Below are 20,375 nucleotides of genomic sequence, written 5' to 3'. Positions count from 1 at the left end.
CATGAGCGGACGCCTGCTCACGCACCTGCGGCACGTCGACCTGGCCGTGCCGGACTACGACAAGCAGCTCGACTTCTACTCCGGCATCTGGGGCCTGACCAAGGTCGCCGAGGACTCCGGGATCTCCTTCCTCGCCGCGGAGGGCAGCCCCGAACAGTACGTCGTACGACTGCGCAAGGCCGAGGAAAAGCGCCTGGACCTGGTCGCGTACGGTGCGGCTTCCCCTTCGGACGTAGACAAACTGGCCGAGCAACTCACCGTCGGCGGCGTCCAGTTGCTGACACAACCGGGCAAGATCGACACCCCCGGCGGCGGATACGGCTTCCGCTTCTTCGACATCGACGGGCGCACCATCGAGGTCTCCGCCGACGTCGAGGTGCGCCGCCACCGGAAGATCGAGGAGAAGGAGGCCATCCCGGTCAAGCTCTCCCACGTCGTCCTCAACTCCCCCGACCTGAACCGGACCCGGGAGTGGTACGAGCGCCATCTCGGCTTCGCCCTCTCCGACACCCTCAGCTCACCGCACATGGGCGAGGTCATGCACTTCATGCGGATCTCCAACCAGCACCACTCCATGGCGATCGCGCAGGGTCCGCACACCGCCCTGCACCACGTCTCCTTCGAGATGCGCGGCCTCGACGAGTACATGCGCGGCTCGGGCCGGGTGATGCGGGCCGGGTTCAAGAAGCTCTGGGGCCCGGGCCGGCACATGGCGGGCGACAACACCTTCACGTACTTCCTCGACCCGCACGGCAACACCGTCGAGTACACGACGGAGCTGGAGCTGCTCGACGAGGACACCTGGCACCCGCACGTCTACGACTTCTCGCAGCCGGAGGTCACCGACCAGTGGGGCACGGCCAACCCGATGAACGAACTCGTAGCCAAGGAGTCGTTCAACGACCCCGACCGCGGCGTCTTCGTAGCCCCACCGGTCTGACCCACCGACCCCCACCCCCGTCCGCGCCAGGAGCCCCATGCGATTCACCACCTACAAACCCCAACACGAACACCCGCACCACCTCCAACCCCAACACCGCACTCGGGCCGCCGTCGTCTCGGCCGACGGCACGCTGCACCCCCTGCCCGACACCACCTCCTCACTCACCGAACTGGTGCGCTCCGGTGGCGGCCTGCCGGCCCTCCTCGACGCGGGCGCCGCCGCACTGGACGCGCCACCCGGCCCGCACGTCTCCCAGGTCCGGCTGCTGCCCCCGCTCCAGCCCACCTCCATACGGGACTTCGTCACCTTCGAGGAACACGTGGAGGGCGTCCGCCGCTCGATCGACGGCGAAAGCGGCGCCAACGGCGTACCCGACCAGTGGTACGCGGCGCCCACCTTCTACTTCACGAACCCGCACGCGATCTACGGCCCAGGCGACGACATCCCCATGCCGCCCGGCTCCACCGCTCTGGACTACGAGCTCGAGGTCGCCGCCGTCATAGGCCGCGAGGGGTCGGACCTCACGCCCGAACAGGCCCGCGACCACATCGTCGGCTACACGATCTTCAACGACTGGTCCGCCCGCGACCTCCAGTCCGCCGAGATGAAGGTGGGCCTGGGCCCCTGCAAGGGCAAGGACACAGCCACCACCCTCGGCCCGTACCTCGTCACGGCCGACGAGCTGGAACCTCACCGCGACACCGACGGCTTCCTGCGCCTGACCCTGACCGCCGAGGTAAACGGCGAGACGATCGGCAAGGACCTGCTCTCCAACATGAGCTGGACCTTCGAGGAAATGACCGCCTACGCCTCCCGCGGCACCCGCATCGTCCCCGGCGACATCCTGGCCTCCGGCACCTGCGGCAACGGCGGCTGCCTGGCAGAACTCTGGGGCCTCCACGGCACCCACACCCCACCACCCCTGAGGCCCGGCGACACAGTAACCCTCACCGCCGAAGCCCTCGGCACACTCTCCAACACGGTAGTAACCGGCCCCGCCCCGATTCCCCTGCCCCCGGCCCGACGCCGCTCCCGCGAACGACCGTAACCACGTGCGCCGACGTACGAGCCCCGCCGGCTCGCCCCAAGGAGTTCGACAGGGACTCGGCAAGGCGTCGCCGTATAGCATTCGAAATGCCATACTCGTGTCATGGCTGATGACGACACCGCCGCCTTCCTGCCCGGCGACGGGCCCAGCAGCGGCATCTCCGTCTCCCTCACCGCCGGCACCCTGCAGGCAATCCGGGAGCGGGTCGGCAAGCGCGGCGTATCCGCGTACCTGGAGAAGGCCGCACAACGCCAGATCGAGCGAGACAACCTGGACGAGCTGATCGCCGACTTCGACCAGGCCAACGGACCGGCCGACCCGGAGGCCGTGGCCGCCAAGCGAGCCAAGCTCACCGGAACCACCCCCGCTTCCGGTGCCGGGGCCCCCGCGTGAGCGGCGCCCTCGTCCTTGACAGCGAGGGCTTGGCGAAGGCCGTTCAACGCGACCGAGAGGTCCACGAGTGGCTCACCGCCGCCCGCGACGCGGACCTGCCGGTGGTCACCTCCGCCGCAGTGCTGGTCGAGGTGATCCACCCCAGAATCAATGACGCGGCACTGAAATGGACTCTGTCCCGACTACGCGTAGAGCCGGTCACCCAGGCCCTCGCCCAGTCCGCCGCCACCCTGCTGCGCACGGCCGGGTTGCACGGCCACAAGTACGCCATCGACGCCATGCTCTGCGCCACGGCACCCACCCACCACGGACGCGTGACGATCCTGACGTCAGACGTCGAGGACATCGCCCTGCTCACCGCCGACCACTCACGCATCGCGACCGAGAAGGTGTAGCGCCACCAGAGCAAGCATCCCCCCGGACTCAGCGCTTTGGGCCGGAAGGCACACTCGGCGAATCCCCAGATCAGCGGCCCTTCTCAACAGGCTCCAAAATCGCGACGCACTCCACATGATGCGTCATAGGAAACAAATCAAACGCCCGAAGAGTCCGCACCCGATACCCCCCATCCCTGAAGTACCCCAGATCCCGCGCCAACGCCGCCGGATCGCAAGCCACGTAGGCGATGCGTCGCGCGCCCAGTGCCGCCAGCTGGCGGACCGTCTGCTTGCCGGCGCCTGCGCGCGGGGGGTCCAGGACGATGAGGTCGACCTCGGTGATGCCTGTGCGGGGGAGGACCGATTCGACCTTGCCCTGTTCGATGCGGACGCGGTCGAAGGACGCGAGGTTGTGGCGGGCGTCCTCCACCGCGCGCTTGCTGGACTCGATGCCCAGCACCGCGCCCTTCTCGCCGACGCGGTCGGCCAGTGCGCCCGCGAAGAGGCCGACGCCGCAGTAGAGGTCGAGGGCCGACTCGCCCTTGCGGGGGGTCAGGCCCTGCATGACGGCCAGCATGAGGGTCTCGGCGGCCTTCGGGTGGACCTGCCAGAAGCCGCCGCTGCCGACGCGGTACGTGCGGCCGTCGGCGCGTTCGCGGACGAAGGGGCGGCCGTGGACGCGGTGCGTTCCGCCGTCCTTCTCGCCGACGCGCATCACCGAGACCGGCTTGTCCAGTTCGACGATGGGGAGGCGGGCGCCGGGGAGAGGGGAAAGGATCACCTGGCGGTCCTGGGAGCCGCTCGCCGCGATCGCCTCGACCGATGCCATGCCCGTCCAGTCGCGCTGCTCGATGCCGAGTTCCGAGACGCCCTCAGCAGCGATCATGCAGTGCTCGATCGGCTCGACCTCGTGCGAGCGGTGGCGGCGCAGGCCTGCCTTGCCGGTCGAGGTGTCCACCGCGTACTGGACGCGCGTGCGCCAGGACGGGACCTCGCCGGCCGGGACCTTGTCGCCCTCCGCCGGCATGACCGTGCCGTCCCAGCCCGCCTCCTCGGGGGTCAGACCGGCGAGCCGCTTGAGCTGCTCGGCGATGACCTCGCCCTTGAGGCGGCGCTGCGCGCCCGGCTTGGCGTGCTGCCAGTCGCAGCCGCCGCAGCGGCCGGGACCCGCGTAGGGGCAGGGGGCCTCCACGCGGTCCTTGGACGGGTCCAGGACCGTGACCGCGTCGGCGCGGAGGAAGCGTGCGCCCTCCTCGCCCTCGGTCACGCGGGCGACGACCTTCTCGCCGGGCAGCGCGTGCCGTACGAAGAGCACCTGGCCCTCGGCGGTACGGGCGATGCAGTGGCCGCCGTGCGCGACGGGGCCGATCTCGACCTCGTACTCCCGGCCGACCAGTGACACGGCCGCCTGAGCGTTCCCCGCCTGCGGATTGTTCGGTTCTGCCTGCATGGCGGGGTGACTCCACAACGTAAGGGTAAAAAACGTAAGGGTGAAAAGGGGGACGGCCGGACTACAGCCCACCAGTCTACGTGGGTGTCGTCCGGCCGCCTTACCAAGACGGACCTGAGGGCCTCAGGAGTCTCAGGCCTTCTTGCTCGGCTCCTTCTTGCTCGGCTCCTTCGTACGCTTCGGCTTCTCCACAGGCCCCCGCCGCACCGCACCCGGCGCGTTCCACTCCGAACGCTTGCGCGCCCGCTTCTTCGCGGCCTCGGAGGAGTCGAGCTGGTAGGGGACGGAGGTCACCATCACGCCGGGCGTGAAGAGCAGGCGGCCCTTGAGGCGCAGGGCGCTCTGGTTGTGGAGCAGGTGCTCGTACCAGTGGCCCACCACGTACTCGGGGATGATCACGCTGACGACGTCGCGCGGGCTCTCGCGGCGCAGGTTCTTGACGTACTCGATGATCGGGCGGGTGATCTCGCGGTACGGCGAGTCGAGGACCTTCAGGGGGACCGTGATGCCGCGGCGCTCCCACTCCTCCTTGAGGGCCTTGGTCTCCGCCGGGTCCACGTTGATGCTGAGCGCCTCCAGCGTGTGGGAGCGCATCAGCTTCGCGTAGGCCAGCGCGCGCAGCGTCGGGCGGTGGATCTTGGAGACCAGGACGATCGAGTGGACCCGGGAGGGGCGCATGCTGTCGTCGCTGGGGGTCTCCGGGGCGGCGATCTCCTCGGCCACGCGGTCGTAGTGGCGGCGGATCGCCGTCATCGTCGCGTAGAAGATGCACATGCCGAGCAGCGCGACCCAGGCGCCGTGCGTGAACTTGGTGACGAGGACGACGACGAGGACGAGGCCCGTGAAGAACGCGCCGAACGTGTTGATCGCGCGCGAGCGGACCATGCGGCGGCGCTTGTTCTGGTCCTTCTCGGTGGCCAGGTGGCGGTTCCAGTGCCGGACCATGCCGATCTGGCTGAGCGTGAAGGAGACGAAGACGCCGACGATGTAGAGCTGGATGAGGCGGGTCGAGTCCGCGCCGTAGATGACGACGAGGAGCGCGGCCGCGCCGGCGAGCAGCACGATGCCGTTGGAGAACGCGAGGCGGTCGCCGCGGGTGTGCAGCTGGCGCGGCAGGTAGCGGTCCTGCGCCAGGATCGAGCCGAGCAGCGGGAAGCCGTTGTACGCCGTGTTGGCCGCGAGGAAGAGGACCAGCGCGGTGGCGGCCGCCAGGATGATGAAGAGGAAGCTGCCGTGGCCGAAGACGGCCTCGGCGACCTGGGAGATCACCGGGTTCTGTACGTAGTCGCTGCCGACCGCCACGCCGTTGTCGAGCAGGTCGTGCGCCGGGTTCTCGGCCATGTGGACGTTGGTCGCCATGGCGAGGCCGATGATGCCGCAGAACATCGTGACGGCCAGGCCGCCCATGAGGGCGAGCGTCGTCGCGGCGTTCTTGGACTTCGGCTTGCGGAACGCCGGGACGCCGTTGCTGATCGCCTCGACGCCGGTGAGCGCCGCACAGCCCGAGGAGAAGGCCCGCAGGAGCAGGAAGACGAGGGCGAAGCCGGCGAGGCCCTGGTGCTCGGGCTTGATCTCGTAGTCGGCGGTCGGCGAGTCCATGGTGTCGCCGAGGACGATGCCCCGGAAGGCGCCCCACGCGATCATGATGAAGACGCCGGCCACGAAGACGTACGTCGGGATGGCGAAGAGCTTCCCGGACTCCTTCACACCGCGCAGGTTCATCACGGTGAGGAGCAGGATCACGGCCGACGCGCAGAGCACCTTGTGCTCGACCACGAACGGCACCGCCGAGCCGAGGTTCTCGATGCCCGAGGAGATCGACACGGCCACGGTCAGGACGTAGTCGACGAGCAGGGCGCTCGCGACGGTGAGGCCGGCGCGGGGTCCGAGGTTGGTGGTGGCGACCTCGTAGTCGCCACCACCGCTCGGGTACGCGTGCACGTTCTGTCTGTAGGACGCCACGACCGTGAACATCAGCACGACGACCGCGACGGCGATCCAGGGGCTGAAGTGGTAGGCCGACACTCCCGCGATGGAGAGGACGAGAAGGACCTCTCCCGGCGCGTACGCCACGGACGAGAGCGGGTCGGACGCGAAGACGGGGAGTGCGATGCGCTTCGGCAGGAGAGTCTCTCCGAGCCGGTCACTGCGCAGTGCGCGCCCGATGAGGATCCGTTTGGGCACGTCGGTCAGTTTGGACACGGAGAGGATCGTAAGCGTTCGAATGGGGGTGCGCCCACCCACCACCCCCAACTGCTCCGCTTATCGGCCTTGTGCGATCCTGCGCCCCTCCGGATGGGCGGCGCGCTCCGGTGCGGGAGTGCGGCGCGCCTCCGCGGCCCGTGCCTCGGCGCGGCGGATCGCGCCGGACGGCCACCACGTGGCGCGGCCGAGCAGGAGGAGCGCGGCGGGCAGGATCATGACGCGGATCACGAACGCGTCGAGCAGGACGGCCACCGCGAGGACGAGGCCCATCTGCTTCATCTCCAGGATGTGCAGCATCACGAAGCTCGCGAAGACGGTGACCATGACGATCGCCGCGCTGGTGACGACCTTGGCGGAGGAGGTGATGCCGTCGATGACCGCCTGCCGCGTGGGCATGCCGTTCAGGGCGGCCTCGCGGATCCGGCTGACCACGAAGACCTGGTAGTCCATCGAGAGCCCGAAGAGGATCACGAAGAGGAAGAGCGGCACGCGCGAGGAGATCCCGCCGAGCGAGATGAAGGAGAGCAGCTCCTCGGCCCAGTCGCCCTGGAAGACGAGGACGAGGATGCCGAGCGCCGACGCGGCGGAGAGCAGGTTGAGGACGACGCCGAGCAGTCCGAGGACGACCGAGCGGAACGCGAGGACCGTCATGACGAACGTCATCAGGAGCAGGAAGCCGAGGACGAGCGGCAGCTTCTCGTTCTGGTGGCCCACGTAGTCGACGCCGCGCGCCACCTCGCCGGTGACGGCCGTCTCGACGCCGGGCAGCTTGCCGACGGTCGCGGGCAGGTGCTCGTGGCGGATGCGCTCGAGCGAGTCTTCAGCGTTCTTCGAGTACGTCGGGTGCGGAGCGTTGAGTTCCAGGGTCGTCGTCCGCCGGTCATCGGAGGTGCGCAGGAGCGGAGCGGGCGAGGGGTGCGAGAGGAGGGGGTCGCTCTGTGCCCTGCGGTCCAGCTTCTCCAGCGCCGCCCGTACGTCGGCGGCCCGCGAGGCCTCGGCCCGGACCACGACCACGTGCCGGACGCGCTGCTCCGGGAAGGCGGCGAGCAGCCGGTCGTACCCCCGCATCGCCGGGATCTCGCGGGAGAAGCTGTCCCGCGCCGGGTTCTTCAGGTTCATGTCGAGGGCGGGGAGCGCGAGGCCCAGCATGGCGAGGACCGCGAGGCAGAGGGTGAGCGCGGGGCGCTTGCGGGCGGGGGCGAGCAGGGCGTTCCAGACGCGGCCGGGCTTCTTTTCGCCGTACGACTCGTGCGACTCATACGACCCGTGCGACCCGTGAGACTCGTGCGACGCGTACGACCGGACCGGCTTCCCCCGCGCCGACCGCTTCGCCGCGCGGCGCTCGGCCCGTCGCCCGAGCTTGACCAGGAGCGCGGGCAGCACGGTCACCGAGCTGACCACGGCGACGGCGACGACCAGGATGGTGCCGGTGGCCAGTGAGTCGAAGATGACGTCACGGGCGAGGAAGAGCGCGGTGGTGGAGACGATCACCGCGAGCCCGGAGACCACGATCGCGCGGCCCGCCGTCGCGGCGGCGGCCTCGACCAGGGCTTCCGAGGTGAGGCGACCGCCCGCGCGGGCCCGCTCCTCACGTTCGCGCTTGAGGTAGAAGAGCGTGTAGTCGACGCCGACCGCCATGCCGATGAGCAGGATCATGCTCATTCCGACGCCGGTGTCGGGCAGCAGGTGCGAGGCCACCATCGCGAGGCCCATCGTCGCCATGATCGAGGTGATGGCGAGCAGCAGCGGTACGCCGACCATGACGACCGAGCCGAAGACCACGGCGAGCGTGATCAGCGTGACCGGCAGGGTGATCGCCTCGCTGAACTTCAGGTCCTTGTCGCGCTGACCGTCGACGCCCTTGCTCACGGAGGCGTCGCCGGTCTCCTCGATCACCAGTTCCGGGTGGGCCTCGGCGGCCTTCGCGGTCTGGGCCTGGAGCGGCGGGACGCGGTCCTGGTCGTCCTGCTCGGAGCCGGTCAGCTCGACCGGGACCCGCAGGACGCGTCCGTCGGTGGAGCGCACCGGGGCCTTGACGGCGGCGACCTCCGGCAGCGCCTTCATGCGGGCGGTGACGTCCTTGACGGCGGCGCCGGCCGCGGCCTCGTCCAGCGGTCCCGGATCGTCCCAGGAGCCCGCCGCGGCGCGGATCAGTATGTGTTCCGTGGACCGCATCGGTATGCCGCCCTCGGCCGCCAGGGCCTCGGCCCGGCCCGCCTCGCCGACGCGGAAGTCCGCCGAGGTCGCGCTGTTCATCCCGGCGGCGATGCCGCCGCCCAGGCACAGCGCCACGAAGAGCAGCCAGCCGGTGATCGCCCGCCATGGGTGCAGCGCGCTCCACCGGGCCACGCGCACCGTGACCGATCGCTTTCTCATGTCCGTCCCCCGCCCCTTCACCATCATCCTGTGCTTCAACGCTTCAGCGCTTCATGTGTAAGTGGAGACTGACAGGTGATGGAACGAACCGTCAACTGTCATTGGTTTGACAGCGGTTCCCGCCGTACGCGAGCCTTGGCCGACAGATTTCTGATTTCCGGCTTCCGGAAGAGCGCGAAGGCGGACCATGGACAGCGAGGAACTGCTCGCTTTTCTCGCGGCGGTCGGCCATGCGCAGCGGATCCGGATCATCACCGAGCTCGCGCCCGGCCGGCTGTACGTCAGCGAGCTGGCCCGACGGCTCGGGGTGTCCCGCCCCCTGCTGTACATGCACCTCGAACGCATGGAGAAGGCAGGCCTCGTCGTCGGTCACCTGGAGCTCTCCGACGACGGCAAGGCGCTCAAGTACTTCGAACTGGCGCCGTTCGACGTGCAGTTGAACGTGGATACGATCGTCGCGGCCGTCCGCCACGACCAGTCGGACCAGACAGGTCGGCCGGGCGACGACGGACAGCACTCAGCAAAGGGGACGCCCTAGTGGACGACGTGATCATTCCCGTCGCTTTCTTCCTGATACTCGCCGGTGCGATCGTCGCCGTCGCGTACTTCCAGACGCAGCGCAACCGCGAGCGCGACCGGCAGTACGCCGAAGCCATGCACGAATACCGTGAGGCCGTCGAGCGCGCCAGGTCCGAGCAGGAGTCGACGCGCCTCCAGCTCGTCGAGCTCGGCCACCGCCTGGAAAACGTCGAGGGGCTGCTGCGCAGCGTGGACTGAGTTCTCACCGCGTGAGTGCGCGGACCCGGTTGCGGCTTAAGCTCGTCTCTTGGCAACGCCGCACGCTGTTGCCCCGTTGTTGCCGGCAGAGTGAGAGAGAAGAGTGAGCGGGATGTTTTCGCAGGTCAGCGGGATGACCAGGAGTGCGGGGTAAAGGACAGGTGCACATCGTCATCATGGGCTGCGGAAGAGTCGGGTCCGCTCTCGCCCAGAACCTGGAACAACAGGGGCACACGGTCGCCGTCGTCGACCAGGACCCCACCGCCTTCCGCCGCCTCGGCTCCGGCTTCGGCGGCCGCCGCGTCACCGGCGTCGGTTTCGACCAGGACACCCTGCGCGAGGCCGGCATCGAGGAGGCGGGCGCCTTCGCCGCCGTCTCCAGCGGCGACAACTCGAACATCATCGCCGCCCGCGTGGCCCGCGAGATGTTCGGCATCGAGAACGTCGCGGCCCGCATCTACGACCCGCGCCGCGCCGAGGTCTACCAGCGCCTGGGCATCCCGACGGTCGCCACGGTCCGCTGGACCGCCGACCAGATGCTGCGCCGGCTGCTGCCCTCCGGTGCCGAGCCGCTCTGGCGCGACCCCACCGGCGGCGTGCAGCTCGCCGAGGTGCACGCGTCGCCGGCCTGGATCGGCCACAAGATCAGCCAGCTGCAGGAGGAGACCGGCGTCCGCGTGGCCTTCCTCACCCGGCTGGGCGAAGCCGTCCTGCCGACCTCGCAGACGGTGCTGCAGGAAGGTGACCTGGTGCACGTCATGATGCGTACCGACCAGGTCGACAAGGTCGAAGCGGCGTTCGCCGAAGGCCCCGAGGAAGGCGGTCACTGATGAGGGTCGCCATTGCCGGAGCCGGCGCGGTGGGCCGTTCCATCGCCGGTGAGCTCCTGGAGAACGGGCACGAGATCCTGCTCATCGACAAGGCGCCGACCGCCATCTCGGTCGAGCGCGTCCCGCAGGCCGAGTGGCTGCTCGCCGACGCCTGTGAGATCACCTCGCTCGACGAGGCGGCGCTGCAGCGCTGCAACGTCGTGATCGCCGCGACCGGCGACGACAAGGTCAACCTCGTCGTCTCGCTGCTCGCCAAGACCGAGTACGGCGTCCCGCGCGTCGTCGCCCGGGTGAACAACCCGAAGAACGAGTGGCTCTTCAACGAGTCCTGGGGCGTCGACGTCGCGGTCTCCACGCCGCGTCTGATGTCCGCGCTCGTCGAGGAGGCGGTGAGCGTCGGCGATCTCGTGCGGCTGCTGCGCTTCAGCCACGGCGACGCGAACCTCGTCGAGCTGACGCTGCCGCCCGAGTCGGCCCTCGCGGGCACGCAGGTCGGCGACGTCCAGTGGCCCGAGGACACCTCGCTGGTCACGATCATCCGCGGCACGCGTGTTCTCGCGCCGACCGCGGACGACTCCCTGGAAGCGGGGGACGAGCTTCTCTTCGTCGCGGCGCAGGCGCGTGAGGAGCAGCTGGAGGATCTGCTGTCGGTGCGGCGCGAGAGCTAGCCCCGGGGCTTTACGCGGATGGGGGGGGGGGGGGGGGGGGCGGGGGGCCCCCCCCCCCCCACACCAGAGGGGGGGGGGGGGGGGGGGGGGCGGCGGGGCCCCCCCCCCCCCCCCCCCATCTCGTACGTACGTCTGCTGCGGGTGCGTCGTGGCTTGTCGCGCCCACGCGGCGGAGCCGCACATGTCACAGCCCCGCGCCCCTACGGGGCTCGGTACTCCGCCTTGCGCTCCTCCTCCGCCTTCTCGGCGGCCTCCATCTCGGCGAACACGTCGATCGGCGGTGGGGCCTTCGCCAGGAAGACCCAGGTCAGGTAGACGGCGAGCAGGAAGGGCGGGATCTTCAGGGCGACCAGGACCCAGCCGAACTGCGTCGTGTCCGCCCACCAGTACAGCGGGAAGAGGATCGCGCACTTGGCGAGCAGGATGAGGCCCCAGGCCCAACTGGCCTTCGCGTACGCCTTCTTGCGGCCGGGGTTGCGGGTGCGCCAGGAGAGGTTCTCCTTGAAGACCGGGCCGAGGATGAGGCCGATCAGCGGGACGCCCGCGAGGGTCGTGATCATGTACGCCAGGGCGAGGCCCAGAGTGTAGAGCATGCCCGGCAGGTAGAAGTCCTTGGCGTTGCCGGTCATCATCGCGAAGACCACACCGAAGGCGACACCGAAGACGCCGCTGAAGGCGTGCTTGACGGTGTCCTTCATGACCAGGCGGACCACGACGAGCACCAGGGACACCGCGAGGGCCGCGATGGCCGACATGTGCAGGTCCTTGTTGATCGTGAAGATGGTCACGAAGAGCAGGCCGGGAACGACCGTCTCCACCATGCCCCGCACGCCGCCGAAGGCTTCGAAGAGCGCTGCCTCGGTCACGGCCCTGGAATCGGCGTCCTGATCGGCGCTCCCGTGGTCCGTCGGCTTGTCGAGGGACGTCACCGGTTACTCCCGTCCGAGGGGTCTGAGTTCGTACTTCGGGTTGAAGAGCACCCGGCGGCCGCGGCTCATCGAGATCCGGCCCGATGCGATCAGCCTGCGCCCCGGTTCGATCCCTACGATGGAGCGCCTGCCGAGCCACACCACGTCCAGCGCCGCCGAACCGTCGAACAGCTCGGCCTCCAGGGCGGGAACCCCGGCGCGTGGCCGCAGAGTGACCGTGCGCAAGGTACCAGTAACGGTGACTATCTGGCGGTCGTGGCAGTCGCCGATGCGGACGCAGCCCGCTGTCTCGGCGTCCTCCCGCAGCTCTTCCGACTCCAGATCCTCCTGGGAGGAGGAGAGCCGGTCGAGCATGCGCCGGAAACGGCCCGCCGGCTTGTCGGAACCAGAAACAGCACTCATACAAGAAGCGTACCGGGGGGCGCCGACACCCGGGTAAGGGGTGCGCTCACCTGTGCTTGTCTCCGCTCAGTACCCGCTGGGCGCCCCGCTGAAGCGACCGATCCGGTCACTTCTCGAACCGGTATCCCATTCCCGGCTCCGTGATGAAGTGCCGCGGGTGCGCCGGGTCGGCCTCCAGCTTGCGGCGCAGCTGCGCCATGTAGACGCGGAGGTAGTTCGTCTCCGTGCCGTACGAGGGCCCCCAGACCTCCTGGAGCAGCTGCTTCTGGCTGACCAGGCGGCCGGTGTTGCGCACCAGGACCTCCAGGAGGTGCCACTCCGTGGGGGTGAGGCGTACGTCGCGTCCGCCGCGGTTGACCTTCTTGGCGGCCAGGTCGACGGAGAAGTCGCCGGTGTCGACCAGTACATCGCCCTCGCCGGGGCCGGTGGGCTCCGCCCTGCGGACGGCGGCGCGCAGCCGGGCGAGGAGTTCGTCCATGCCGAAGGGCTTGGTCACGTAGTCGTCGGCGCCCGCGTCCAGGGCCTCGACCTTCTCGTCCGAGCTGTGCCGGGCGGAGAGGACCAGGATCGGGACGCGCGTCCAGCCGCGCAGGCCCTTGATGACCTCCACGCCGTCCATGTCGGGCAGCCCGAGGTCGAGCACGATCACGTCGGGGTGGCGGGCCGCGGCGACCTGCAGCGCCGTGGCGCCGTCGGGGGCCGAGTCCACTTCGTACTTGCGCGCCTTCAGGTTGATCACGAGGGCGCGTACGATCTGCGGCTCGTCGTCGACCACGAGCACCCGGGTCATGCGTACCTGCCTTTCGGGCTGCTGGTTCTTGAGCACGGCTTCCGGCCGGTCCTGGATCACGAGGTGACCCGGGACGAGAGCTCGGGGCGGACCGGCGGCCGGCCGGCCGCCGCCCGCAGGGTGAGGACCATGGTGAGGCCGCCGCCGGGGGTGTCCTCGGCGGCCAGGGTGCCGCCCATGGCCTCGACGAAGCCGCGGGCGACGGCGAGGCCGAGGCCCACACCGGCACCCCGAGGAGCGTCACCGTAGCGCTGGAAGGGCGCGAAGATGCGGTCCTTGGCACTGTCGGGGACGCCGGGGCCGCGGTCCACGACCCGGATCTCGACGCGCTCGCCGAGGGCGCTGGCGGATACCTTCACGGGCGCGCCCTCGGGGGCGTACTTCACGGCGTTCTCGACGATGTTGGCGACCGCCCGCTCCAGGAGGCCCTTGTCGACGGCGACCATGGGCAGCGTCTCGGGGATGTCCAGCTCCGCGCTGCCGTCGGGTACGCCGCCGAGGGCCATGGGGACGACCTCGTCGAGGTCGATCTCGCGGATCAGCGGGGTGACGGTGCCGGTCTGGAGCCGGGACATGTCGAGGAGGTTCCCGACGAGGTGTTCGAGCCGGTCGGCGCCCTCCTCGATGCCCTCGAGGAGCTCGGCCTCGTCCTCCTCGGACCACTCCACGTCGTCGGAGCGCAGGGAGGAGACGGCCGCCTTGATGCCCGCGAGCGGCGTGCGCAGGTCGTGGCTGACGGCGGCGAGCAGGGCGGTGCGGATGCGGTTGCCCTCGGCGAGGGTGCGGGCCTGGTGGGCCTCGGACTGGAGGCGCTGGCGGTCCAGGACGACGGCGGCCTGCGCGGCGAACGCGGCGAGGACGCGGCGGTCCGCGGCGGGCAGCACCCGGCCCGACAGGGCGAGCGCCATGTGGTCGCCGACGGGCATGTCGACGTCGGCGTCCTCGGGGCGCTCCATCGGGCGGCCGTCGCCGACGCTGCCCGCGCAGGTCCAGGGGTCGGTGTCGCCCGCGCGCTCCAGGAGGGCCACGGACTCCATGGCGAAGGTCTCGCGGACCCGCTCCAGGAGGGCCTCCAGGCTGGTCTCGCCGCGCAGCACGCTGCCGGCGAGGAAGGAGAGTATCTCCGCCTCGGCGCGCAGCCTGGCGGCCTGGTGGGTGCGCCGGGCCGCGAGGTCCACGACGGAGGCCACCGACACCGCGACGCCCACGAAGACCGCGATGGCGACGATGTTCTTGTTGTTGGAGACGGTCCAGAGGTGGAGCGGTGGCGTGAAGTAATAGTTGAGGAGCAGCGATCCGACGGCCGCCGACGCGAGCGCCGGGAACAGCCCGCCCACCAGCGCGGCGGCGACCGTGAGCGTCAGGAACAGCAGCATGTCGTTGGCGAGGCCGAGGTCGGCGTCGACGTGGGTGAGCAGCAGCGTCAGGAGCGTGGGTCCCGCGACGCCGACCAGCCAGCCCCAGATGACCCGGGAGCGGCCGAGGCGCGCCCCGCGGGCGACGGGCAGCCCGCGCCCCTTGGCGACCTCGCCGTGCGTGACGATGTGCACGTCAAGGTCGGGCCCCGAGTCGCGGGCGACGGTCGCGCCGACGCCGGGCCCGAAGACGTACTGCCAGGTCTTGCGGCGGGAGGAGCCGAGGACGATCTGGGTGGCGTTGACGCCGCGCGCGAAGTCGAGGAGCGCGGCCGGTATGTCGTCACCTATGACGTGGTGGAAGGTGCCGCCGAGGTCTTCGACGAGGGTGCGCTGGACGGCGAGTTCCTTGGGGGACGCGCCGGTCAGGCCGTCGCTGCGGGCTATGTAGACGGCGAGGATCTCGCTGCCGGAGCCCTTGGCGGCCATCCGGGAGGCGCGCCGGATCAGCGTGCGGCCCTCGGGGCCGCCGGTCAGGCCGACGACGATGCGCTCGCGGGCCTGCCAGGTGGAGCGGATGTTGTGCTCGCCGCGGTACTGCTGGAGGTACTCGTCGACGCGGTCGGCGACCCAGAGCAGCGCGAGCTCGCGCAGTGCCGTGAGGTTGCCCGGCCTGAAGTAGTTGGAGAGGGACGCGTCGATGCGGTCGGACTTGTAGATGTTGCCGTGCGCCATGCGGCGGCGCAGCGCCTGTGGCGACATGTCGACCAGTTCGATCTGGTCGGCGCGGCGCACCACCTCGTCGGGGACGGTCTCCTTCTGGCGCACTCCGGTGATCGACTCGACGACGTCGCCGAGCGACTCCAGGTGCTGGATGTTGACCGTGGAGACGACGTCGATGCCGGCGGTGAGGAGCTCCTCGACGTCCTGCCAGCGCTTGGCGTTGCGGGATCCCGGGACGTTCGTGTGGGCGAGTTCGTCGACCAGGGCGACGGCGGGGGCGCGCTCCAGGACCGCGTCGACGTCCATCTCGGTGAAGGCCGTGCCGCGGTACTCCAGGTCCCTGCGGGGCACCTGCTCCAGGCCGTGCAGCATCACCTCGGTGCGCGGCCGGTCGTGGTGCTCCACGAAGGCGACCACGCAGTCGGTGCCGCGCTCGATGCGGCGGTGGGCCTCGGAGAGCATCGCGTACGTCTTGCCGACGCCCGGTGCCGCACCGAGGTAGATCCGAAGCTTGCCGCGTGCCATGGCCTCATTGTCTTCCCGAAACTGCTGTGTACGCAGCGTCGACCTTACGGCCAACAATTCCGGCATTACGGGCGAGGGGGTACCGGGGTGGTGTCCTTGACACAACCCTGATGCCGAGCCGCCGGACGGCCTCCCAGCCCGTCGGTGCGCCGCGTGGGCTCAGTTCGCGACGATCTCTCCGTCGCGCAGTTCCAGGACCCGGTCGGCCAGGTCGAGCAGAGCCGCGTCGTGCGTGGCGACCAGGGCGGTGACGCCCTCGCTGCGGACGACCGCGCGCAGCAGCTCCATCACGGCGAGCCCGGTCTCGGCGTCGAGCTGTCCGGTGGGTTCGTCGGCGATGAGCAGTGCGGGGTTGTTGGCGAGGGCGCGGGCGATGGCGACGCGCTGCTGCTGCCCTCCGGAGAGCTCGCCGGGCCGCTGTCCGGCGTGGTCGGTGAGGCCGACCAGGGCGAGCAGGAGGGCGACCCGCTCCTCACGCGCGCGTGGCTCGGTCCTGCGGAGCCGCAGGGGGACGCCGACGTTCTCGGCGGCCGTGAGGATGGGGATGAGCCCGAAGGACTGGAAGATGAAGCCGAGCCGGTCCCTGCGCAGCTCGAGCAGCCCCTTCTCCCCCAGGCCCGCGAGCCCCACGCCGTCCACGGTGACCTCGCCACGGCCCGGGGTGTCCAGCCCGCCGACGAGGTTGAGCAGCGTCGTCTTGCCGGACCCCGAGCGCCCCTTGAGGGCGACCAGTTCACCGCGCGGCACGGTGAAGGAGACGCCCCGCAGGGCGTGCACGGCGGAGGCGCCGCTGCCGTAGGTCCGGTGCAGGTCCTCGACGACGACCATGGCCTCAGCCACCCGCACCACTCTCCTCGGTCTCCTCGGTCTCCCCGGTCTCCCCGGTCTCCCCGGGCGTGTCGGGCCACACCCCCACGTGATCCGGCTCCGCCGTAAGGCGTACCCGCCCCCGCAGTCCGTACCGCTCCACGTACTCCCCCGGCAGCTGCAACCGCCCCGTCCGGTCCAGAACCGTGAACTCCTCACCGGTGCCGCCCTGTTCGCGGAGCGTCTCCGTCGACGTACGGCCGTCGCGGATACGCACGGTACGGCGGACCTGCTCCGAGACGAGAGGGTCGTGGGTGACGACCAGGACGGTCGCGCCGAGCTCTTCGTTGGCACGGCGCAGGGCCGCGAAAACGCCCTCTCCGGAGACCGTGTCGAGTTCACCGGTCGGCTCGTCGGCGAGCAGCACGCGCGGTGCGTTGGCGGTGGCGACGGCGACGGCCACGCGCTGCTGTTCGCCGCCGGAGAGTTCGGCCGGCCGCCGGTCGCGGCAGTGCGCGACGCCGAGCACGCCGAGCAGTTCGGCGGCTCTCTCCTGGCGGGCGCGGCGGGGCACGCGCGTGTACTTCATCGGCAGCGCCACGTTCTCCAGAGCGGTCAGGTACGGCAGCAGATTGCGCCCGGTCTGCTGCCAGACGAAGCCCACGGTGCTCCTGCGGTAGCCGAGGCGTTCGCGGCGTCCCATCGCGAGCAGGTCGTGGCCCGCGACCTTCGCGCGCCCCGCGGTCGGCAGATCGAGGCCGGAGAGGATCGACAGGAGCGTGGACTTGCCCGACCCCGAGGCGCCGACCAGCGCCACGCACTCGCCTTCCGCGACGACCAGGTCCAGGCCCTGGAGCGCCTGCACCTCGACCTCCTCGGTGCGGTAGACGCGGACGAGGTTGTCGCAGACGACGAGACCCTCGTCGTCCGCGGTACGCCCGGCGGCGCGGGCCCGTGCCTCCAGCTCGGCCAGTTCGGTGGTCGGCTCCCCAGTCGGCTGTTCAGTCATCCGCTCTCCCGAGTCGCAGGACGGCGCCGAGCCCCCGGCGCCGCCCGAGCCAGCTCTCCACGCCCACCGCCGCGGCGACCAGGACACAGAGTCCCGCGCCCAGGGCCGCGGTGAACAGCGCGTCGACGTGCCGGTCGGGCGCGGCGGGCCCGCCGGTGAACTCCCGCAGGTCCAGGGCGGGCCCGAGCAGCGAGGGCAGTACGAGGCCCAGCGCGACGCCGCCCGCCACGGCCGCGAGGACCAGGGGCAGCAGCTGCAACAGCTGCAGCGCGGCCGCGGCACGCCCGCCGAGGCCGAGGGTGCGCAGGTACGCGGTGGTGCGCCCACGGGCGGGCGCGGACAGGAGCAGTTCGAGGACGAGGGCGATCAGCGCGAGGAGCACGGCGAGCGCGGTGCAGGCGGTGTGTGCCGCGGTCACGGCGGCGATCAGCCGGTCGTCGGCGGCCTCGGCCTGTTCCTCCGCGCGGATGCGGAGCTCCCCGCCGGCCGTCCCTGGGGCGGCCCGCGGCACGAGGGAACGCAGCGCCCCGGTGTCCAGCCGCGCGCCGTACAGGAGCAGCGCGGACTCCTCGAAGTCAGAGGCGGCGAAGGCGCGCAGGTCCCGGTCGTCGGCGAGGAGGAGGCGCTGCCGGGACTCGGTGGCGCCGCGCACGGGGCCGAGCGCGGCGTCGCGCGGCACGCTCTCGGGCAGCGGTCCGACGACCCTCAGCCGCATCTCCTTGCCGCGCAGGGTGAAGGTGAGGAGGTCCCCGGTGCGCCCTTCGGAGGCGAGCACCCGGATGTCCCGGCCGCCTGCGCCCCGGGTGAGGCCCGCGTCGGCCAGCGCGCGGGCGGCGGCCGAACTCCCCGCCGCCGCGCGCAGCTCCGCCCCGTCCACCCCCACCAGGCTGGAGATCCCGTACCGCCCCCCGTCCGTCCCGCTCACCGGATCGACGCGCAGCTGCCGCACCGTCACCGTTTTCCGCACTCCACGCGCGCGTGCCAGCCGTTCCGCCGTGCCGGGGTCGCGGTCCGCCCCCAGGAAGGAGGCGTCGGCGCCGACCTGCCAGGCCGCCGTGGCGCGCCGCCCCTCCACCAGCGTCCCGGAGACGAGTCCTCCGAAGACGGCGCCGGCGAGCGTCACCACCAGGACGAGCAGTGCGAGGCCGCGCGCCGGGGCCTCCTTGGCGGCACGGGACAGCGCGACGAGCGCCACGGCGCCCCGCCCCCGTGCCGACCACCGCGCCACCGCGCGCACCGGCCAGGGGTAGCACCGCACAAGCACGGCGACCGTCGCGAGCCCCAGCAGCACCGGCACCGCGGCGAGCAGCGGATCCGGCCCCGCCGTCCCCTCCGTACCCCGGGCCCGCAGCGCCAGGACCCCGCCCGCGGCGAGCAGCAGCACCAGCGCCTCCGCCACGAGACGGCGTCCGGCACCGCGCGGTGCCCGCTCCCGCAGCACGGCCCGGTCCCGCACCGCCAACCAGGTCAGGGCGGGCAGCAGCAGCCAGCAGAGGACGGCGACGGCCAGCCCTTCGCCGTACGCGGGTGAGCTCCCCGGCGCCCGCGCGTGCACCAGTTCCGCGGCCGCGCAGCCGAGCCCGAGGCCGAGCACCGCGGCGGGCGCGCCGTCCGCGGCGCGTCCCAGGGCGAGCCCGGCGGCCGAAGCACCGCGGGCCCGCAGCAGCCGGTCCCCGTCGAGCCGCCGCCGCACCACGAGGAGCGAGGTCACGACGGCGGTGGCGAACCCGACGCCGAGCAGCGAGGCCAGCGCGAACGACATCACGACGCTCGCCTGCCGCCACTGGCGCCCGAACTCCTCGAAGGTGTCGGTCAGTTCGGTGTCGGTGTCCAGCTCGGTCGCGGGGTGGGTCCCGAGGACGCACCACTTTCCGCCGTACGTCTGGATGTCGCAGAAGGCCCCTTTGGCCGCAGGCTGGTAGCGGGCCATGAGCCGCTGGAAGTCCCGCGCCCCGCTGTCGCCCACGAACCGGCCCGCCGCCTCCGTCCCCAGGCGCAGCCGCATGTTCCATTCGACGGTGAGTTCGGCGTTCGCCTGGTTCTGCAGGATCTCGGCGCCGCGGGGTGCGATGAGGGCGCCGACAGCCGGGGCGGCCCCTGCCACGCCGGGCAAGGGGCGGGCCAGCAGCGGCTGTTCGCTCCACAGCCGCGCCCCCGCGCCCGCGCCCGGGCCCGTGCTCCCCGCCGCCCGGAAGACCCCGACGAGCCGCCCCGCCGCACGGACGTTCTCCATGGCGCCGCCCTGCAACGCGATGCGCTGCCCGACGCGCAGCCGGAGCGTGTCACGCGTGCGCTCGGAGACGGCGAGCTCGACCACCTGCCCGCGCTCGCGGGGCGCCCGGCCTTCGACGTACGCGCTCCGCTTCGGGGCGTCGGACGCGTACACCAGGGACAGCGAGACACCACCGGCCACATCCCCGTCCACCGTGGGCAGTTCGATCCGGGTCGAGTCGTGTACGAGGCTGCCGCGCAGTCGGCCCGGCGCGGCGTTCTCGATGGTGGTCGCATACCTCGCGAGATCGGCTCCGAGATCGCTCTCCTCGCCCGGGCGCAGTTCCTCCGGGTCGATCCGGGCGCTGTGCACCACGCCGGGCGCCGCACGCTGCGTCTGCTCGAACCGGCCCGCCAGCGCGTCCCCGCCGAGCCGTACGAGCAGCCCGGGACCGGCGGCGGCGACGGCCACGAGCACGCCGATCACCGCCCCGAGCCCCACCATCAGCGGCACGCGCCGCCACCACTCACGCCTCACAGCGGCCCCCCCGACCCCA

The 20,375-nt window shown here is 71.2% G+C and carries 18 protein-coding genes; 8 read left to right on the top strand and 10 right to left on the bottom strand.

All coding sequences use genetic code 11. From position 1 onward, the window contains the following. Position 1: 1 nt before the first annotated feature. The 4 genes from ACI2L3_RS06095 to ACI2L3_RS06080 all read left to right on the top strand — a co-directional run bounded on the left by ACI2L3_RS06095 (position 2) and on the right by ACI2L3_RS06080 (position 2,779). Positions 2–940, top strand: a complete 939-nt coding sequence (locus ACI2L3_RS06095) for a VOC family protein (RefSeq protein ID WP_404751092.1) — start codon at positions 2–4, stop codon at positions 938–940. 37 nt (positions 941–977) lie between these two features. Further along, positions 978–1,991, top strand: a complete 1,014-nt coding sequence (locus ACI2L3_RS06090) for a fumarylacetoacetate hydrolase family protein (protein WP_404751091.1) — start codon at positions 978–980, stop codon at positions 1,989–1,991. Positions 1,992–2,093: 102 nt separating this feature from the next. After that, complete coding sequence (locus ACI2L3_RS06085; RefSeq protein ID WP_404751090.1) at positions 2,094–2,384, top strand: hypothetical protein; 291 nt, start codon at positions 2,094–2,096, stop codon at positions 2,382–2,384. Then, positions 2,381–2,779, top strand: coding sequence for a type II toxin-antitoxin system VapC family toxin (locus ACI2L3_RS06080; RefSeq protein ID WP_404751089.1), 399 nt, complete (start codon positions 2,381–2,383; stop codon positions 2,777–2,779). Before ACI2L3_RS06085 ends, ACI2L3_RS06080 begins: the two co-directional genes overlap by 4 nt. Before the next feature lie 70 nt (positions 2,780–2,849). Here ACI2L3_RS06080 and ACI2L3_RS06075 read toward each other — a convergent pair whose 3' ends face one another. From ACI2L3_RS06075 to ACI2L3_RS06065, 3 genes are all read right to left on the bottom strand, one after another. Continuing rightward, positions 2,850–4,211 (bottom strand): class I SAM-dependent RNA methyltransferase, encoded by a 1,362-nt coding sequence (locus ACI2L3_RS06075; RefSeq protein WP_404751088.1) that lies wholly within the window; start codon positions 4,209–4,211, stop codon positions 2,850–2,852. Between the two features lie 132 nt (positions 4,212–4,343). Next, on the bottom strand, positions 4,344–6,413 hold the full coding sequence (locus ACI2L3_RS06070) for an APC family permease (RefSeq protein ID WP_404751087.1): 2,070 nt from the start codon (positions 6,411–6,413) through the stop codon (positions 4,344–4,346). Between the two features lie 60 nt (positions 6,414–6,473). After that, a complete protein-coding gene (locus ACI2L3_RS06065; RefSeq protein ID WP_404751086.1) occupies positions 6,474–8,792 on the bottom strand; it encodes an MMPL family transporter in 2,319 nt (772 codons plus the stop codon). A 187-nt stretch (positions 8,793–8,979) separates the two neighbouring features. Here ACI2L3_RS06065 and ACI2L3_RS06060 point away from each other — a divergent pair, with 187 nt between their 5' ends. The 4 genes from ACI2L3_RS06060 (at position 8,980) to ACI2L3_RS06045 (ending at position 11,067) form a co-directional block, all read left to right on the top strand. After that, entirely contained in the window at positions 8,980–9,330 is a 351-nt protein-coding gene (locus ACI2L3_RS06060) for an ArsR/SmtB family transcription factor (protein ID WP_404751085.1), read from the top strand. Then, complete coding sequence (locus tag ACI2L3_RS06055) at positions 9,330–9,569, top strand: hypothetical protein (protein ID WP_404751084.1); 240 nt, start codon at positions 9,330–9,332, stop codon at positions 9,567–9,569. The genes ACI2L3_RS06060 and ACI2L3_RS06055 overlap by 1 nt, the downstream gene beginning before the upstream one ends. Positions 9,570–9,730: 161 nt before the next feature. After that, a complete protein-coding gene (locus tag ACI2L3_RS06050; protein ID WP_389316060.1) occupies positions 9,731–10,399 on the top strand; it encodes a potassium channel family protein in 669 nt (222 codons plus the stop codon). Next, a complete protein-coding gene (locus tag ACI2L3_RS06045) occupies positions 10,399–11,067 on the top strand; it encodes a TrkA family potassium uptake protein (RefSeq protein WP_362992296.1) in 669 nt (222 codons plus the stop codon). The genes ACI2L3_RS06050 and ACI2L3_RS06045 overlap by 1 nt, the downstream gene beginning before the upstream one ends. Positions 11,068–11,267: 200 nt before the next feature. Here ACI2L3_RS06045 and ACI2L3_RS06040 read toward each other — a convergent pair whose 3' ends face one another. From ACI2L3_RS06040 to ACI2L3_RS06010, 7 genes are all read right to left on the bottom strand, one after another. Next, positions 11,268–11,996, bottom strand: a complete 729-nt coding sequence (locus ACI2L3_RS06040) for a DUF3159 domain-containing protein (protein ID WP_404751083.1) — start codon at positions 11,994–11,996, stop codon at positions 11,268–11,270. A 3-nt stretch (positions 11,997–11,999) separates the two neighbouring features. Then, positions 12,000–12,398, bottom strand: coding sequence for an OB-fold nucleic acid binding domain-containing protein (locus tag ACI2L3_RS06035; RefSeq protein ID WP_404751082.1), 399 nt, complete (start codon positions 12,396–12,398; stop codon positions 12,000–12,002). 106 nt (positions 12,399–12,504) lie between these two features. Further along, positions 12,505–13,188 carry a response regulator gene (locus ACI2L3_RS06030; protein WP_404751338.1) on the bottom strand — a complete coding sequence of 228 codons (684 nt, stop codon included), beginning with the start codon at positions 13,186–13,188 and terminating at the stop codon, positions 12,505–12,507. A 56-nt stretch (positions 13,189–13,244) separates the two neighbouring features. Beyond that, positions 13,245–15,791: an ATP-binding protein gene (locus ACI2L3_RS06025; protein WP_404751081.1), complete on the bottom strand. Its 2,547-nt coding sequence runs from the start codon at positions 15,789–15,791 to the stop codon at positions 13,245–13,247. 159 nt (positions 15,792–15,950) lie between these two features. After that, positions 15,951–16,619: an ABC transporter ATP-binding protein gene (locus ACI2L3_RS06020; RefSeq protein ID WP_404751337.1), complete on the bottom strand. Its 669-nt coding sequence runs from the start codon at positions 16,617–16,619 to the stop codon at positions 15,951–15,953. A gap of 4 nt (positions 16,620–16,623) precedes the next feature. Next, on the bottom strand, positions 16,624–17,607 hold the full coding sequence (locus ACI2L3_RS06015) for an ABC transporter ATP-binding protein (RefSeq protein WP_404751080.1): 984 nt from the start codon (positions 17,605–17,607) through the stop codon (positions 16,624–16,626). Beyond that, positions 17,600–20,356, bottom strand: coding sequence for a hypothetical protein (locus ACI2L3_RS06010; protein ID WP_404751079.1), 2,757 nt, complete (start codon positions 20,354–20,356; stop codon positions 17,600–17,602). The genes ACI2L3_RS06015 and ACI2L3_RS06010 overlap by 8 nt, the downstream gene beginning before the upstream one ends. Positions 20,357–20,375 lie beyond the last annotated feature (19 nt).

This window comes from Streptomyces sp. NPDC029674 (assembly GCF_044903205.1).
In the GTDB taxonomy this organism is placed as follows: Bacteria; Actinomycetota; Actinomycetes; order Streptomycetales; family Streptomycetaceae; genus Streptomyces.
This window is presented reverse-complemented; position numbering and strand designations above follow the sequence as displayed.

Bases quoted from the DNA above. Each gene is read 5' to 3' on its own strand.
- ACI2L3_RS06095 (WP_404751092.1), top strand. From the start codon at position 2: ATGAGCGGACGCCTGCTCACGCACCTGCGGCACGTCGACCTGGCCGTG.
- ACI2L3_RS06090 (WP_404751091.1), top strand. From the start codon at position 978: ATGCGATTCACCACCTACAAACCCCAACACGAACACCCGCACCACCTC.
- ACI2L3_RS06085 (WP_404751090.1), top strand. From the start codon at position 2,094: ATGGCTGATGACGACACCGCCGCCTTCCTGCCCGGCGACGGGCCCAGC.
- ACI2L3_RS06075 (WP_404751088.1), bottom strand. From the start codon at position 4,211: ATGCAGGCAGAACCGAACAATCCGCAGGCGGGGAACGCTCAGGCGGCC.
- ACI2L3_RS06065 (WP_404751086.1), bottom strand. From the start codon at position 8,792: ATGAGAAAGCGATCGGTCACGGTGCGCGTGGCCCGGTGGAGCGCGCTG.
- ACI2L3_RS06060 (WP_404751085.1), top strand. From the start codon at position 8,980: ATGGACAGCGAGGAACTGCTCGCTTTTCTCGCGGCGGTCGGCCATGCG.
- ACI2L3_RS06045 (WP_362992296.1), top strand. From the start codon at position 10,399: ATGAGGGTCGCCATTGCCGGAGCCGGCGCGGTGGGCCGTTCCATCGCC.
- ACI2L3_RS06035 (WP_404751082.1), bottom strand. From the start codon at position 12,398: ATGAGTGCTGTTTCTGGTTCCGACAAGCCGGCGGGCCGTTTCCGGCGC.
- ACI2L3_RS06030 (WP_404751338.1), bottom strand. From the start codon at position 13,188: ATGACCCGGGTGCTCGTGGTCGACGACGAGCCGCAGATCGTACGCGCC.
- ACI2L3_RS06025 (WP_404751081.1), bottom strand. From the start codon at position 15,791: ATGGCACGCGGCAAGCTTCGGATCTACCTCGGTGCGGCACCGGGCGTC.
- ACI2L3_RS06020 (WP_404751337.1), bottom strand. From the start codon at position 16,619: ATGGTCGTCGTCGAGGACCTGCACCGGACCTACGGCAGCGGCGCCTCC.
- ACI2L3_RS06015 (WP_404751080.1), bottom strand. From the start codon at position 17,607: ATGACTGAACAGCCGACTGGGGAGCCGACCACCGAACTGGCCGAGCTG.